Origin of the sequence: Mesorhizobium sp. L-8-3, from assembly GCF_016756615.1 — a bacterium.
Classification (GTDB): Bacteria; Pseudomonadota; Alphaproteobacteria; order Rhizobiales; family Rhizobiaceae.
Window position 1 is genome coordinate 804,505 of sequence record NZ_AP023262.1, and the last position, 15,034, is coordinate 819,538.

At 61.0% G+C, this 15,034-nt stretch carries 10 protein-coding genes; 5 read left to right on the top strand and 5 right to left on the bottom strand.

What is annotated here, in order from left to right; translation table 11 throughout:
• Nucleotides 1–164: 164 nt before the first annotated feature.
• Complete coding sequence (locus tag JN302_RS03715; RefSeq protein WP_244846182.1) at nt 165–1,532, top strand: FRG domain-containing protein; 1,368 nt, start codon at nt 165–167, stop codon at nt 1,530–1,532.
• Between the two features lie 14 nt (nt 1,533–1,546).
• On the opposite strand, the gene JN302_RS03720 is transcribed toward JN302_RS03715, so the two are convergent.
• The 5 genes from JN302_RS03720 to JN302_RS03740 form a co-directional block, all read right to left on the bottom strand.
• The gene (locus JN302_RS03720; RefSeq protein WP_037186476.1) at nt 1,547–1,993 is read right to left on the bottom strand and encodes a ribbon-helix-helix domain-containing protein; all 447 of its coding nucleotides are present in this window, start codon (nt 1,991–1,993) and stop codon (nt 1,547–1,549) included.
• A gap of 10 nt (nt 1,994–2,003) precedes the next feature.
• Nucleotides 2,004–3,986: a conjugal transfer protein TraG gene (locus tag JN302_RS03725; RefSeq protein ID WP_202331816.1), complete on the bottom strand. Its 1,983-nt coding sequence runs from the start codon at nt 3,984–3,986 to the stop codon at nt 2,004–2,006.
• Nucleotides 3,987–4,110: 124 nt separating this feature from the next.
• The gene (locus JN302_RS03730; protein ID WP_202331818.1) at nt 4,111–5,121 is read right to left on the bottom strand and encodes a LysR family transcriptional regulator; all 1,011 of its coding nucleotides are present in this window, start codon (nt 5,119–5,121) and stop codon (nt 4,111–4,113) included.
• 132 nt (nt 5,122–5,253) lie between these two features.
• Complete coding sequence (locus JN302_RS03735) at nt 5,254–6,150, bottom strand: AraC family transcriptional regulator (protein WP_202331819.1); 897 nt, start codon at nt 6,148–6,150, stop codon at nt 5,254–5,256.
• A gap of 103 nt (nt 6,151–6,253) precedes the next feature.
• Entirely contained in the window at nt 6,254–6,709 is a 456-nt protein-coding gene (locus JN302_RS03740) for a hypothetical protein (RefSeq protein ID WP_244846183.1), read from the bottom strand.
• A 356-nt stretch (nt 6,710–7,065) separates the two neighbouring features.
• On the opposite strand from JN302_RS03740, the gene JN302_RS03745 reads away from it, so the two are divergent.
• The 4 genes from JN302_RS03745 to JN302_RS03760 all read left to right on the top strand — a co-directional run bounded on the left by JN302_RS03745 (nt 7,066) and on the right by JN302_RS03760 (nt 14,997).
• Nucleotides 7,066–8,124, top strand: coding sequence for an efflux RND transporter periplasmic adaptor subunit (locus JN302_RS03745; RefSeq protein WP_202331821.1), 1,059 nt, complete (start codon nt 7,066–7,068; stop codon nt 8,122–8,124).
• Complete coding sequence (locus JN302_RS03750; RefSeq protein ID WP_202331823.1) at nt 8,121–11,195, top strand: efflux RND transporter permease subunit; 3,075 nt, start codon at nt 8,121–8,123, stop codon at nt 11,193–11,195. Before JN302_RS03745 ends, JN302_RS03750 begins: the two co-directional genes overlap by 4 nt.
• On the top strand, nt 11,137–12,195 hold the full coding sequence (locus JN302_RS03755) for an AraC family transcriptional regulator (RefSeq protein WP_244846184.1): 1,059 nt from the start codon (nt 11,137–11,139) through the stop codon (nt 12,193–12,195). The genes JN302_RS03750 and JN302_RS03755 overlap by 59 nt, the downstream gene beginning before the upstream one ends.
• Nucleotides 12,196–12,858: 663 nt before the next feature.
• The gene (locus tag JN302_RS03760) at nt 12,859–14,997 is read left to right on the top strand and encodes a TonB-dependent receptor (protein ID WP_202331825.1); all 2,139 of its coding nucleotides are present in this window, start codon (nt 12,859–12,861) and stop codon (nt 14,995–14,997) included.
• Nucleotides 14,998–15,034: the final 37 nt, after the last annotated feature.

Here is a 15,034-nt window from a genome sequence, read left to right on the forward strand (position 1 = left end):
ATCGAGAGCCGTGCGGCGGTCGGCGGCTATCGGCGGCGAATAGGACGGCAGGCGATCCAGACAGGCAGAGGCGGCGAGGCCGAAACCGTGGAATCAAAACGGCCGGTGTTGTTGAGAGACGACGCGAATATGCTTATTGCTGCTAGGCAGGGAGACGATTCTTGATGCCTGAGAATTTCAACTACATTTCATTCGGCAACTGGGAATATCTAGACGGCGAGCCCGCCGAAATCTCCATGAACCGTGGGCGTATGTTTGAATACACCCCGACGGACATAGAGAAACGGCTGGAGGAACTCGGTTCGACGTCGATCGAATTCATGGAAAAGCTGCCGACATTTCTCTGCGGAGAAATTTCGCGCACCAAGACATCGTGCTCAATGCCCGTCAAGTACGGGAGGATCGAAGGCACGGTCGTCGGCAAAAAAGAAGTCGAAACCAAGTTCCGTACGACGATCGATTTCGGCGAGGTCGAGTTTCCCGATGTCGACCAGGCGCGGGAAGTCTTCGGCGCGGATGGCTTTCAGCTCTATCGCACCCATTGGGCGGTTCGCGAGGGCGAGGCGCGCGACATTCTAGAAAGGCTGGTGCCGTTCTGCCCAGAGCAACAGGAGGCTGTGCAGCAGGTTCTCGCCCTTCAAGAGGACGCCGGCGCGGTGGTCCCTCCGCCGCGCACCAAAAAGATCATCGGGCGCGCAGAGAGCGTCGAGGCGTTCCTGGCGCATCTCTATGGTTTGCCGGCCGCCGATTTGACCGAGAATTTTTTCCGGGGGCATGAGAACTCCAGCTTCGAGCTGACACCCTCCCTGTTGCGGAAATGGCCGGAAGGCGGTTGGCAGTTCATGCCGAACGAGGATCGGCTGTGCAAGGAGCTGCTCATCGGCCACTATGACGAGTTCCAGGGCGACCAATATTGCTTCGATCGCCTTGTACGTATGCAGCACTATGGCCTTCCGACGCGCCTTCTCGACATATCGAGTAATCCGCTCGTCGCGCTCTTCTTTGCCTGCTACGGTAACGACCAGTCCTTGGACATCGAGGGCGAAGTGATCATTTTCCGTATCGGCTCGAACAAGGTCAAATATTACGATTCCGACACGGTGAGCTGCATCGCCAACCTTTCCAATCTCACCCATGCCCAGAAGGAAGAGCTCGATCTCACGAAGGAGACGGGGGAGTTCAATCAGTCGGGCGTTGCCCAAAAACTCCTTCACCACATCCGGTCAGAGAAAGGATATTTCGAGGGCCGTATCCTGCCGGACGATCTCGGCTCCATCGTTTGCGTGAAAGCCAAGCGGACAAACACGCGCATCAAATCGCAGGCGGGCGCGTTCCTGCTTTTCGGCCATGAAGCCACGCTTCCTGAAGCCGGTGAGGAAGGGATTGAGATCGCGCGCGTGACGATTGGTGAGAAGCGGCATATCCTGGCACAGCTCGACAGCATCAATATCAATGCGACCACGGTCTATCCGAGCATCGACCAGACCACCGTGCATTTGCGTGATCGCTATCGCGAAGCTCGATCGACCTGACGGCCGTGTGCTGCTTATTCTTGCACCGCGGCATCTCCGCCTGATGTCGGCTGCGCGGGCGCATCGCGCGAAAGCTCTTTGAGAAACCTGTCGCCGCTCGCCAGTCTCTTGCCGAGACGCTGCATGAAGCCGTCGAACCGTTCGGCCCCCTTGGCGCGAGCGCTAGCCTGTGCGTTCTCGGGCAGTGTCGGCGTGGAGGAGAGCCAGATGAGGACGAAGAGCGAGAGGGTTTCGCCGAGCACGGCGAGATCCTCGTCCAGCGTGTCGATCTGGCGGCCGATCTTGTCGAGGCGGCGCGACATGGCCGCCTCCAGCTTCTCGGTCGTGTCGCCGGAGAGGAACGACGCGACGGCGGCCTCCACGATGGCCGAGGCCGAGACCTTACGGCGCATCGCCAGGGCATCGACCTGTTTGAGCAAGGCGGGGTCGAAATAGACATTCCTGCGGGTTCGGGTCGGCATGATCAGGTCCTTACAGTTCGATGCCGTCGCCGGGGTCGAGCGAGGCTTGCCGCGCGACCATCCGCATCCGGTTGCGCATGGCGTTGGCCTTGGCGGCGTCCACATCGGGTTCATCGTCCAGAAGCTCGAACTCCTGCGCGGGTGTCGGAGACGGAATGATTTCTTCGTGCTCAGGCAATTCCGGCTCGCGGCGGATGCCGGCATTGGCCGGATCGCCGCCGTCGTCGCCCGCGCCGATCGCGCCCGTCTGGCCTGCGGCAGCGACGACGCGGCCCGACCAGTCGTCGGAGGTGGCGGTGTTCGCGGGAGCGGTCGCCAGCTCGGGTGGCGTGATGATGCGCTCCAGCAAACGCGCATCCTCGAAGTAGCGGGCCTTGGTGGCGCGGATCGGCGGCGTGCCCGCGACCATTACGATTTCCTCGGACGGCGGGAGCTGCATGATCTCGCCGGGCGTCATGAGCGGCCGCGCCGTCTCCTGTCGCGAGACCATCAGATGGCCGAGCCAGGGCGAGAGACGATGGCCGGCATAGTTGGTGGAATCGCGCAGCTCCGTCGCGGTACCGAGCGCATCGGACACGCGCTTGGCGGTGCGCTCGTCGTTGGTCGCGAAGCTGACACGCACATGGCAATTGTCGAGGATGGCGTTGTTCGGCCCATAGGCACGTTCGATCTGGTTGAGCGATTGGGCGATCAGGAAGCCCTTGAGGCCGTAGCCCGCCATGAAGGCGAGCGCCGATTCAAAGAAGTCGAGGCGACCCAACGCCGGAAACTCGTCGAGCATCAAGAGCAGCCGGTGGCGCTTCGTCGTCGCGGTCAACTCCTCGGTGAGCCGGCGGCCGATCTGGTTGAGGATGAGGCGGATGAGCGGCTTGGTGCGATTGATGTCGGATGGCGGCACGACGAGGTAGAGACTGACCGCCTTCTTGCCGCCGACGAGATCGGCAATGCGCCAGTCACAGCGCGCCGTGACGCGGGCCACGACGGGATCGCGGTAGAGGCCGAGAAACGACATGGCGGTCGAGAGCACGCCGGAGCGTTCGTTGTCGGATTTGTTCAGCAGCTCGCGCGCCGACGATGCAATGACGGGATGGACGCCGGCTTCGCCGAGATGCGGCGTATCCATCATCGCCCGCAGGGTGGCTTCTACCGGGCGGCGCGGATCGGAGAGGAAATTGGCGACGCCCGCCAGCGTCTTGTCCTTCTCCGCGTAGAGGACGTGCAGGATCGCCCCGACAAGCAGACTGTGGCTGGTCTTTTCCCAGTGATTGCGCTTGTCGAGACTGCCTTCGGGATCGACCAGAATGTCCGCGATGTTCTGCACGTCGCGGACCTCCCATTCCCCCTGCCGGACTTCGAGCAGCGGATTGTAGGCCGACGATCGGGCATTGGTCGGATCGAACAGCAGCACGCGGCCGTGCCTGGCGCGAAAGCCCGCCGTCAGCGTCCAGTTCTCACCCTTGATGTCGTGGACAATGCAGCTTCCCGGCCAAGTCAGCAGCGTCGGTACGACGAGGCCGACGCCCTTGCCGGATCGCGTCGGCGCGAAGCACAGGACATGCTCCGGGCCGTCATGGCGCAGATAGTCCCGTTCATATTTTCCGAGCACGACGCCATCAAGGCCGAGCAGACCCGCCACAAGCACCTCCTCCTTCTCGGCCCATCGAGCCGAACCGTAGGTCGCGACGTTGCGGGCTTCGCGCGCGCGGATGAGGGACATGAGAATCGCGGCGGCGATGGCTATGAAGCCGCCGGATGCGGCGATGATCGAGCCTTCGGTGAAGATCGACGGCGCATAGGCGTCGTAGGAAAACCACCACCAGAAGAAGGCCGGCGGGTAGTAGATCGGAACGCCCGCCAGCTCCAACCAAGGCTGACCGAGTTGCGGCTGAAAGCCGAGCCGCCACGCGGTCCATTGCGTCGCCGCCCAGGTCATGACGAGAACTATGGTCAGAACGACGGTGATCTGACCCCAGAGGATTCGGCCGCCACGCATACAGGCTCCAATCGGCAAAAATGTCGGAGCCGATCAGAGAATGGGTGTTTTCGGGACAGGCAACAAAAAAGATGAAACGGGAGGGCGGTCGGATACTCTGGCGTACAAATCGGATGGCTTTGCGTTATGCCTTGGTTTGTTCGCGGGATTGTGGAGTCGAGCCGCTGAGAACCTGGGTGAGCTGGACTGAGCGCCCCATTTCGTCAGCGAGTGCAAGTAGGTTCCGCAGCGCCGCGCCGCGGTGATGCGGCGACCAGACTGCGGAGAATGAAACCGACACAGGTTCGTCTGCAATGAGAAGAAAGACCAAGCCGGAAGTTGGCAAAAGCGACGCGGCCTGCCCGACAATGGTGATGCCGAATCCTTGCTCGACCATTGATTGCAACGTGGTTTGCCCGACATCGAAACGGAGGATTGAGGGGGCGGACCAGCGACCGGCTAGGCGCGCCACGATATGGTCATAAACTTGCGGCCCGGCGCCACTATATCTGACGATGAAGGTCTCCGCTGCCAGATCTGACCACGTGACGTAGGAGCGCTCGGCAAGCGGATGGTTTGCTGGTAGCGCTGCCATCAGCGCTTCGGTCCATATCTGTCGTGAGTGGCAATCCGGAGGGTCGGGTGTCCCTGCTACGAATGCTATGTCCAAGTGGGCAGCGCGGAGCTGCATTACCGCCTCGCGCGCAGTGCCTTCGGTGATCTCTACCTCAATGCCTGGATGCCGCTCTCGATAATGTTGCAAAAGAGTAGCGAGGAAGCCGCCAGGGATCAGAGCGTGAATACCGACTCGAAGACGCCCCTGCTCACCGCGCGAGAACATGCCGGCGGTTCTAACGGTCTGGTCGAGTTGATCGATTGCCAAAGCAACGCCTTCGACAAAGTGCCGGCCCGCTTGTGTGATGCGCACGCCTCGCGTGTGGCGTTCGAAGAGAAGAATACCAAGCTCTTCTTCCAGCATTTTCACGCGCGCGCTGACACTCGATTGAGTAACTCCAAGCGCATTGGCCGCGTGACGGAAATTCAGATGCTCAGCGACAGCGAGTGTCTGAATAAGTGATGTCATCGGAATGCGACCGCCAAGCGGCAATGGGTTTGCTGGCATTTGAGGCATATCGCTCAGTTTCCGACGGCGCATTTCTAGTCCCTACTGAACGAGTTGTAGATGGCGCGATCCTCTCTAGGGATCGACCCGCGAGCCGAATGATTACATACAGCGCCGGTCATTCGCCGCCGGTATGATTCCTGTGGGCTATCCGTGCTGACGCGCCTACGACCTTCTTAGTGGGACGACATTCGGTGCTGTTTCGGCAGCTTCCGCGATGCCATGATCACTCTCGTCGCGGGCACGCGCCTTTCGATCACCTCGCTCCGAGGCTCCGGAGGCCGCTTCTCCAAAATACCGAGCGGGAGTCGTCCCAAGCATTCGCCTGAACAAAGAGATGAATGCGCTGACGCTCTCATAGCCAAGATCGGCGGCAATGTTCGTAACCTGCTCGCCTTGCGCGAGACGCTGCAGTGCCAGGCCGATATGCAGTTGTTGTCTCCAGCGAACGAACGACATGCCGGTCTCGCGCTGGAACAGCCGGCTCAGGGTTCGATTGCTCGCTCCGACGCGAGCCCCCCACTCGCCGATCGTGAAACGCAGCGCCGGATTTTCGATCATGGATTCGGTCAGCCGCCGGAGCCTCCGGTCGTTCGGCATTGGCAGGTGGATCGGTTCAAGCGGCGCCGCGGCCAGTTCATCGAGCAGCACTGATGTGAGTCGTGCCTCACGCCCATGCCCCATATTCAGCAGTGATGGCTCAGAATCGAAGCGCAGAATGAGTTCCCGCAGGAAGGGCTGTACGAACACAATGCCGCAATGCTGATCAAGCGGAGCGGCCAGACCCGGATCGATGTACAGGCTGGCGATCTTGATATGGCCGGCCATCCTGCCCGCGTGGGAAACACCGCTTGGTATCCACAAGGCACAATGGGGCGGCACCGTCCAGATACCGTCCGCAGCCTGCATAGTCAGAACGCCGCTGATGACATACATCAACTGCGCCTTCTGATGGCGATGCGGTTCCGTCTCGCCTACGAAAGTCGCCTCGGTGATAAGACTGAAGACGGGTCGTGGAATTGCATCCACGTCATCAATATCAGGCGGATATGGAAACTCCATCACATCATCCCAATCGCAGATACGGCTCAGGCTCCGGGCGCATAGAACCTCGAATATTGCGCGTTCTTTCAGCCAGCCCTGTATGATACCATTCTCTGGCGTCTCACGCGGCGTTCTTTTCAAGCAAAGCCAAGCCTTTGGCAGCGGCGATCTCCTCGTCCGCTGCGAACTGGACTGAAAACCCCAATGCCTTGCTTGCCGCGGACGCGGCGACCCGTGCCGCGGTGTTTATCGGAGAGTGGCCTTCGATCACAATCAACCCAAGGCAGTACTTCCTCATCCGGTCCTTGATCCGCTTGAAGAACAGCGCCTTTGCCTTGCGCTCCTCGGGCGTCTCGTCATCGTGATCGTGCGCAGAGTGATCGGCGATCAGCACGAACGGTGTCTGCTTGTCCAGAAGGCTTTCAAGCTGATTGTTCCTGTCCAGCACCTCGTCGATGGACGAGCCGTCGTCCTCATGCTCGCGCAGGAAGACAAGGGGAAAGCGGGAATCATCTAGGAGCATCGTGTTACCTTTCGTTGACCGTGCAAGATGTCGGGAGCCGCCGAAGGCCGACATCACTATTCGGTCAACAGGCAAGTCCACGGGCAATAACTGACGCAGTTATCCATATCACAGGCGGCAGGCCGACCGCTCCGGCAAGCCTGCCAACAAATACCGCGATCCTGCCATCTGCCGGCCGCTGGCTATGCCTTGCTTCGCCAAAGTAAGCCACAGCTGTCAGCAACCGCGCGCGCACTCCAACAAGATGGTTGGCCGGTTTGAGAGATATCTTGGCGGGATCGTTCGATGTGGCGTGCTGACCACCAGCGTATCTGAGTTCGGAACCGGGGACGCATCGGCGCTGGCCGACAACGATCATGTGAGCCGCACAGCCTCCGGCACATGCTGAACAGTTTTTTAGGAACGCTTTTATGCCTCGTCATTCCCCTCGATCATGGCCCGCCCTTCTGATCGTCCTGCTAGTCCTTCAAGGTTGCAATGATGGGGATGAACCTGAAGCGGCGGCGGATCCCGCTCCAGTCATCAGCATCGTGCGCGCACAAATCCTGCCCCTGGTTTCTTCCATCACGGTGACCGGTTCGCTGATACCGCATCGTGTGGCGCTGGTTCACGCACAGACGTCCGGCCTGGTGGTGACCGAACTCCTGGCCGAAGAGGGCCAGACGGTCCGCTCCGGCCAGGTCTTGGCACGCCTGTCCTCCGAGCGGCAGAGCGCTGAGTTGTCCGGCGCGCGTGGAGAACTTCATCGTGCCGAGCAGGCGCTGGCTCGCGCCCAAGCACTTAAGACTTCTGGCACGATGGCAGGCAGTGCCGCCGATGCAGCAACGGCCAGCTATGTAGAAGCACAGGCGCGTGTGCGCGCGTTAGAAATCGACGTTGCACGCGCGGAAGTCCGCGCACCCGTGGCGGGGTTGCTGCAGCGACGACACATCGAAATCGGCGAGGTCGCGAACGAAAAGCCCCTCTTCGAGATCGCGGCCGAGGGCACCATCGAACTGGTGGCCGACCTAAGCGAAGCAGCCTGGCGCCAGGTTCGTATCGGCCAAAGCGCCGACATCACGCTGGCAGACGGGCAAGCGATGTCGGGCACAGTGCGCCGCCTGTCCGGCGCACTGGACAGCAAGACCCGATTGGGCCGGGCCTGGATTAGCCTCAACAACGCGCCCTCGGGCCTTGTCTCCGGCGCTGGCGCCAGCGCCCGCCTGCGGATCGGCCGCGCCGATCTCCTCGCCATTCCGCAATCCAGCCTGCTGTTCGACCAGCAAGGAGCCTATGTCTTCGTCGTCGCGGACAGCAAGGCCCTGCGACGGGGCGTGACGCTGGGCGCGCAGAACGCTGAGCATGCCGAAATCATCGAGGGGTTGAATGCCGGCGATGCTGTCGTGGCGAGAGCGGGTTCGTTGCTGCGCGATGGCGATCCCGTTCGGACCGCTGCGGTCGGCGATGACGCAAGGGGCATCGCACGATGAATCTCAATATTTCCGCGTGGGCCATTCGCCAGCCCGTGCCATCGGTGGTGCTGTTTGTCTTGCTGATGTTGCTGGGCGTGTCGTCCTTCCTGTCATTGCCGGTCGGGCGGACCCCCAACATCGACCTGCCGCTGGTCAACGTATCCATTTCGCAGCCCGGAGCTGCGCCCGAAGAATTGGAAACAGACGTGACGCGTCTGGTCGAGAACGCGGTGGCGGGGATCACCGGCATACGCCATGTGAGTTCTTCGATCACCGATGGACTTTCCTCCACTCGGATCGAATTCCAACTGAATGTGGCGCCCGACACCGCGCTGTTCGAGGTCAAGACTCGCGTCGATGCGCTACGCAGCCAACTGCCTGCCGACATCGACGCGCCGATCGTTTCCAAGATCGATACGGAAGGTGTTGCGCTGGTGACGTGGCAGGTTTCGTCGCCCGGCAGATCGCTCGCGGAACTGTCGTGGTTCATCGACGACGCTGTTTCCCAACGCCTGCGCGGGCTGCCTGGGGTTGGCGATGTCGTGCGCCGGGGCGGCAACGCAAGGGAGATTGAAATCGCCCTGCATCCGGATCGGTTGTTGTCCCTGGGCGTCACTGTCGGCGAAGTGCAAAGCGCCCTTCGAGGCGGCAGGGTCGATCTGCCCGCCGGGCATTGGAATGCGGCCGATAGCCAGCAACCGGTACGCATACTGGCGCGCGCACGTTCGGTCGAGGAACTGGCCGACACGCTCCTGCCTCTGGCCGGTCGCAGCTTGCGTCTCGGCGATATCGCGCGCATCACGGATACGACTGCAGAAGCCCAGACATTCCTGCGCCGTGATGGCGAGCACGCTGCGGTTGCTTTCTCCGTGTTCCGCGCGCGAAACGCCGACGAGATCGCGGTGGCACATGCGGTCGCCAATGCGCTGCCGTCACTGCAGGCCTTGGCACCAGATATCACGTTCACGCGCATAGACGAGACCGTCACCCCCACGCAGGAGACTTTCGATGCAGCAATGAGCACGTTGCTCGAGGGCGCGGCACTGGCTGTCTTCGTGGTCTTCGTCTTTCTGCGCGACTGGCGCGCCACCCTGATCGCCGCGACCTCCTTGCCGCTGGCCATCGTTCCGACCTTCTGGGTGCTCGATCTGGCGGGCTACACGCTGAACATGCTCAGCCTCCTTGGCGTGACGCTGGTGACCGGCATCCTGGTGGACGACGCCATCGTCGAGATCGAGAACATCGAGCGACACATGCACATGGGCAAGACGCCCCGGCAGGCCACATTCGACGCCACCGCCGAGATCGGCCTGGCGGTGATGGCCATCTCGACCAGCGTCGCCGTGGTGTTCGCGCCGGTGGGCTTCATGAGCGGCGTCGCAGGCCAATACTTCAAGCAGTTCGGTCTGACGGTCTCGGTTTCGGTCCTGTTCTCGCTGCTGGTGGCCCGGCTGATCACGCCCATCATGGCTGCCAACTTGCTGCGCTCTTCGACAAAGCCGCTATCCGAGGAGACGTCCCCGGTATCATCGACCGGCTGGTATGCGCGCATACTGGGCTGGGTGGTTCGCCGGAAAGGTACGGTGATCATCGTCAGCGTCCTGGGCTTTGCGCTGTCACTGGCGGCTGCCAGTCAGTTGCCGGATGATCTGGTGCCGGCGGAAGATACCGGCCGTCTTATATTCGCCGTGGAAGCCTCTCCCGGAATCACACTGACGCAGTTGGCCGACCGAACCGATGCCATGGCAAAGCGCGTGCGTGCCGAAATACCCGACGTTGCGCACGTCCTGGTGGAAGGCGGTGTGTCGCCTTCGGGAAGGCAGGAGCTTCGACTTTCCACCTTGATCGTCCACCTGAGACCGAGGGGCGAGCGGCAGCGGAGCCAGCGTCAGGTGCAGCTTGCCGTTCGCGATTTGCTGCGCACCCTGCCGGATCTGCGGGCTTGGCCGCTGAACAGCAATCTAGGGCGCGAGGTGGAAATCTCCGTCGCTGCGGCTTCGCCCGCACGGTTGCACGAAGCAACGGCGCTGGTTGGGACACAGATGCAGGCGATGGGTCTGGCGAACGTCTCCACGGATTCCGGCTTCACGCGCAGCGAGATCCACATCACGCCGCGGCTGCCTGATGCTTCCCGGCTCGATATCTCGACCGTGCAGATTGCCGATGCGGTGCGCCTGGCCGCGGTGGGCGACGCAGATATCGTGTTGCCGAAGTTCAAGGCGGAAGACCGTCTGGTCCCCATACGCGTACGTCTGGATGCCGCCGCCCGGCGTGACATCGAATTGCTGCGTGCACTCCCGGTTACGCGGATCGACGGACGGCCCGTTCCGCTCTCCGCCGTTGCCGACGTTCGGTGGCAAGGCGGGCCTTCGTCGATCGAACGATATGACCGCCAACGTCGTGTCTTGGTTGGCGCCGACCTCGCGGCCGGGCAGACCCTCGGCACAGCGCTCTCCGGAATTCGTGCCTCCGAAGAGGTGCGTGCGTTGTCATCCAGCATATCAATCCAGGCTGCTGGCGACGGCGAACTGATGGATGAGGTCATGAACGGCTTCGTCGGCGCGCTGGGCCTCGGGTTGCTGCTGATGTTCGCCGTCCTGGTGTTGCTGTTCTCGGGCGTGCGTCAGCCTCTGATCATCCTGTTGTCCCTGCCGCTGGCCCTGACGGGCGCGATCCTGGCATTGTTCGTGACCGGCACACCGATCAATCTGCCCGTGCTGATCGGCGTTCTCATGCTGATGGGAATCGTGGCCAAGAATGCGATCCTGCTCGTGGACTTCGCCAAGATCGGTGAGGATCACGGGATGCCGCCTGCCGACGCCATCGTCCATGCCTGCTGCACCCGGGCGCGGCCCATCCTGATGACCACGCTGGCGATGGTGGCAGGCATGTTGCCGAGCGCATTGGGTGCTGCCGTCGGCGGCGGGTTCCGCGCCCCTATGGCGATCGTCGTGATAGGCGGCCTGATTGTGGCAACGGTGCTGTCGCTCCTGACCACGCCGGCGCTGTTTCTGGCAATCGAGGGCCTTCATGGCCGTTTCCGGCGAGCTCCCGCACCTGCCGAGCCATCCCCGGCGCATTCGAAATAGTCGCCGATCCGTGTGGTGGAAAGGAAGCGAATGGCCGTTCGAGATTTTGGCGGGATCGTTCGATGCGGCGTTCCGCCGGCCAGGAGAAGTAGGCATGGATGGTTTGGAAACCGCATTGCAGTACGTGCAACGGGACGTCGCTCGAATCGACAGGATTCCTCGGCCTGTCGTCGCTATCGGTCTCAAGCAGGTCGCAAACCGCCTTGAGGTTTCAGAGCATCAGCACCGCAGATGCGAACTGATCTATACCGTCAAAGGTGTTCTCACTTGCGAGATTGAGCGTAGCCTCTGGACAGTCTCTCCGCAAAGCGCGGTATGGATTCCATCCGGCACGCCGCATAAGTGTCAGGCTTTCGGCAAGACCGAATATTACGTTCTGTTCTTCGATCCCAACGTCTATCCGAACCTTCCACGGGCCTGCTGTACGATGTCTGTCTCGCCCCTGCTGCGAGAGGCACTGATCCGCGCCGCGCAGTTTAGTGCGCTTTACCCCCTGGATGGACCGGAAGTCCGGTTGCTTCCAGTCATCCTCGATGAACTGAGCGCTGCCCGGACTGAAGACCACCGGCTTCCATTGCCGTCCGATCCCAGCCTGCGGCGTCTCGCCGACATGATGATGTCCGCTCCTGATGACAAGTCATCGGTGGCGCAGTGGGCAGCGCGCTGCGCGATGAGCGAGAGAACGCTGAGCCGGAAGATGCGACACGAGACCGGCATGAGTCTCTGGCGCTGGCGTCACCAGCTCCACGTCACGCTGGCACTCCAGCGCATGGCGAGCGGCGACAGCGTTCAGGCGGTGGCGCTCGACCTCGGCTACGAGACGGCCAGCAGCTTCATCACCATGTTCAAGAAGACGACCGGCAAGCCGCCCGGCCGCTATTTCGCGGAGCGCGGCAGTGACGATGATACGCGGGGACCGCGAAAAGACGCCTTCTCCCGACAGCCCGGCAGCAACGAGAAGCTCATCTATCGTTTAATGTCTGCCGGCAGGTCGGGGTGAACTTGTCGATGGAGTTCTTCAAACAATGATTGATCGTGAGCGGATTCAGTCCGCCGCACACCTCTTTTACCTCCAACTGGCACTTGCGGAGAGTGGCCCAGAGAACTCTGCACATCGAAGAGAGCTTGAGGCGGTTTTCCTCGACACAGCTCGATATAGCGTCGGGCGTAAGCCGCCACGGCCGCACGCAGATTGACAGGATCTCCGCTTCGCAAGCCTTCTTGACGGAAGACTCAGGAGCGGCAGCCAGCGCGGGTTGCGGGGGCGCCGTGATAAGGCAGATCAGCATACATGCCGAACGAAGATGCAAACGCCCGGACCGGGACATCACCGCTACCTAACCCTGTGGCGCAGGTCTGTTTGACGGAGAAAACCTCCAAGAATCGATCATCAATGGAATCCTCGTCTCCCGGACCATTGCCGGTTTCGAATAGCGGTGTCGCCAGAGCGTCATCTCAAAGGCCATGGATGAGCTGATTGCCCCGAGCAGGCATCAGTAAATAGTCCCTTCCGATAGTCCCGAAAGCGCTGAACGAGCATTTTGGCAGCATCGGAAATCTGTTTGGCGAAACAGCGAAAGGCGAGTTTCAGCCTCAAGTTTATCAACGTCGATAATGCGGATCACTCGCAGGTATGTCCGTCGAATCGTCGTTGGGGGCTGGTATGGCACTTTGGAATAAAAGTAATCTGATGTTGAGCGGGGTTTCCGTGACCACGCTGGTCTTTGCTCTTTCGGCAATGGAGCCGACCTATGCGCAGGAAAGCCGGCGTTCGTCGCGCCAAGAAGCCGACAATGTCACAGTTCTCGATCCGATCATCATCACCGCGCGCAAAACGGACGAGCGACTTGAGGACGTGCCTGAGAGCGTCACCGTGGTCTCGCCGGAAGACCTGGCCGCAACTCCCCTTGCATCCGCCCCTGCCATCGCGCGCAATTCTCCCAATGTTCAATGGGTCGACCGTGGCGCCGGAACGCAGTTCTTCTCGATCCGTGGCGTAAGCTCGCTCGGCACGCCGCTCAATTTCTCCGACGGCACCGTTGGCTTCAATGTCGATGGTGTTCCCAACAGCATGATGAGCGCTTCGAGCGTTCTGCTCGATGTCAATCGCGTCGAAGTCCTGCGAGGGCCGCAGGGCACGCTTTGGGGCACCAATGCGCTCGGTGGCGCCATCAATGTCGTGACCAATGAACCTGACGGGGAGCGCGATATTCGCTTCACCACTGAGTTCGGATCGAACGGCTACCGTATGGGTGAAGCAGTTCTCGGCGGCAATATCATTCCCGGTGCGCTCGACGGACGGATGGCGGTTCGTTTTGGACGTCAGGACGGAGACATCGACAGCCTGTTCACCGAGGATCTCGGTAAGCGTGATATCGGCGCATTTCGTGGCGGCCTGCGCTTTTCTGGTCTGGAGAACACCACGATTACCTTGTCCGGCTCATATTTGAGCGACAAGGGCAACGCCCCGGCAATTCTGTTACGCGACACGCCTGGCTTTCCGATCAGCGGAACGTTGACCGAGCCCTACGCAAAAACAACGCACGGGGATGTGACGCTAAAAGTCGAACATGATTTCGATCAATTCAGGTTTGCCTCGATCAGCGCGTATCAGAGCAATGAAGGCGAGAGATGGTCGAGTTTTGCTGACAAGCTCGTTTTCGACAGGATCGGTTTGCCTGCTATCCCTGGCGTTGGCGGCACGATCGACAAGGAAAACATCTACAGTCAGGAATTCCGCCTGAGTTCGCTTGAAGGCGATCCGATCCGCTGGGTGGTGGGCGCGAGTGTGGTGCGCACCGAAGGCAGCCGTTTGTGCGATGCTTTGCAATGCACGCTCCCGCCGAACACGACCACGGCGTCCATCGACAGCACGAATCTTGGTCTGTTCGGCGACATATCGATACCGTTCGCCGAGCGCTGGGAAGTCTCCGCCGGCGCACGTCTAAGCCATGACGATATCGATGCAGGCTTCACCAACGCGCTGAACTTGCCGGGACTGACCGGCCGCAATTCAACCACGCAGACGTATCCGACCGGCAGGCTCGCACTGTCTTACAAGTGGACCGACGACATTCAGACGTATGTTTCCGTTGCCCGCGGACACTCGACGCGCGTTTACTCGCTCCTGCCGTCCGTCGTGAACGGTGTCCTTCCCGATCCATATCCCGCCGCGACAGGTTGGACTTACGAGGCTGGTGTGAAAGCGAGCCTGTTCGATGACCGTCTGCAACTCGACGGGAGCGTGTTTCACAACGATATCAAGAATGGCCTTATCGCCTATCTCGATCCGCGGGCACCTCTCGCATTCAAGACCACCTATCAGGACTATACAACGAGCGGATTCGAGCTTCAGGCCCGTGCTCGCATCACGGAAAGCCTGAGCTTCATCGGCGGCGTCGGTTATACGCACAGCTCTCTTGGCGCGAACGGCGCGAACTACGCTAGGGTGAAGGGCAATCGCGTCCCGAACACAGCCGACTGGACATTCTCGACCGCGCTTCAATATGACGCGCCGGGATCGGTCATGAACCTGCCGGGGGCGTTCTCATTCAACGTCCAGTATCAGTTCAACGGTTCTCGCGCGGCCGATCCCGAAGATTCCTTCGACCTCGATCCGTACCACATTGTGAACGCGCGTGTTGGCTGGAAGAACGACGGCGGGGATTTCGAGGTTTACGCCTTCGGCCGGAACTTGCTGGATGAGCGTTACGAGGCTTTTGGCGCGCCTCTCAATGGCGTCCCGACAGTGAATGTCGGCCAGGGCCGCATCGTGGGCGTTGGCATCACCAAGACTTTCTGAACGTCGTTTCGGTCCCGTGTCGAGCCTTCAGCCGACC

What these genes read in the sequence shown, in the direction of transcription:
- JN302_RS03715 (WP_244846182.1), top strand. Translation starts at nt 165, where the DNA reads ATGCCTGAGAATTTCAACTACATTTCATTCGGCAACTGGGAATATCTA.
- JN302_RS03720 (WP_037186476.1), bottom strand. Translation starts at nt 1,993, where the DNA reads ATGCCGACCCGAACCCGCAGGAATGTCTATTTCGACCCCGCCTTGCTC.
- JN302_RS03725 (WP_202331816.1), bottom strand. Translation starts at nt 3,986, where the DNA reads ATGCGTGGCGGCCGAATCCTCTGGGGTCAGATCACCGTCGTTCTGACC.
- JN302_RS03730 (WP_202331818.1), bottom strand. Translation starts at nt 5,121, where the DNA reads ATGCGCCGTCGGAAACTGAGCGATATGCCTCAAATGCCAGCAAACCCA.
- JN302_RS03735 (WP_202331819.1), bottom strand. Translation starts at nt 6,150, where the DNA reads ATGGAGTTTCCATATCCGCCTGATATTGATGACGTGGATGCAATTCCA.
- JN302_RS03740 (WP_244846183.1), bottom strand. Translation starts at nt 6,709, where the DNA reads ATGTCGGCCTTCGGCGGCTCCCGACATCTTGCACGGTCAACGAAAGGT.
- JN302_RS03745 (WP_202331821.1), top strand. Translation starts at nt 7,066, where the DNA reads ATGCCTCGTCATTCCCCTCGATCATGGCCCGCCCTTCTGATCGTCCTG.
- JN302_RS03750 (WP_202331823.1), top strand. Translation starts at nt 8,121, where the DNA reads ATGAATCTCAATATTTCCGCGTGGGCCATTCGCCAGCCCGTGCCATCG.
- JN302_RS03755 (WP_244846184.1), top strand. Translation starts at nt 11,137, where the DNA reads ATGGCCGTTTCCGGCGAGCTCCCGCACCTGCCGAGCCATCCCCGGCGC.
- JN302_RS03760 (WP_202331825.1), top strand. Translation starts at nt 12,859, where the DNA reads ATGGCACTTTGGAATAAAAGTAATCTGATGTTGAGCGGGGTTTCCGTG.